The sequence below is a fragment of the Chromobacterium fluminis genome (assembly GCF_011602385.1).
Taxonomy (GTDB): domain Bacteria; phylum Pseudomonadota; class Gammaproteobacteria; order Burkholderiales; family Chromobacteriaceae; genus Chromobacterium; species Chromobacterium fluminis.
Genome location: NZ_JAAOMA010000126.1, coordinates 1 through 562, shown reverse-complemented (window position 1 = coordinate 562; position 562 = coordinate 1). Strand labels below are relative to the sequence as shown.

The 562-nt window shown below is 56.8% G+C and carries 1 protein-coding gene; it reads right to left on the bottom strand.

What is annotated here, in order from left to right; translation table 11 throughout:
- Nucleotides 1-470, bottom strand: a 470-nt coding sequence (locus HA052_RS27175) for a transposase domain-containing protein (RefSeq protein ID WP_206119080.1), incomplete at its 3' end; no start/stop codon positions are given.
- Nucleotides 471-562: the final 92 nt, after the last annotated feature.

The window sequence follows — 562 nt, the reverse complement described above, 5'->3', positions numbered from 1 at the left end:
TGGGGGTAGCTTGCCACAACGCCCGAGGCATAGACCTGAGCACCAAAGTGCTGGCGATTTTCCGGCGTGTCGGAGGTTCGGAGGGTGCTGCCATCGATGGCATAACGGGCTAACCCACGCCAAGTGCGTCCGCGTCGCTGCCGTTCATCCCAAGCCCCGGCGCAGAGTGTGAAGAGTTGAGCCAATGGTTCTTCTCCGAGCCGCTGTCGTGCCTGGGTCAAAGCGCTTTTGGCAATGTCGGGGTTAGCCTCGTCGGGCAGCACCAAATCGAGATGGGCAGCGACTTCCGGGATGGATTGATGCCGGAACATAGCCAGCGCGATCAGAAGCCAGACGACCTGCTCGGCCGGCAATTTACGCCGTCGCACGCTGGCTTTGCCGGTCACTGCAAGGGCGTGGACGATCCATTGAGGATCAATTTTCTGAGAAAGAGCAGAGAAATCAGGGTGTTTGTGAGCCTTGCCAACCATAGGGACGGAAATGAGTGAGTCAACATGAGCGAAGTATGAGCAAGATTCGCACCATGAAAAATGCCGTTCACTTGCTTAAGTGAACGGCATTA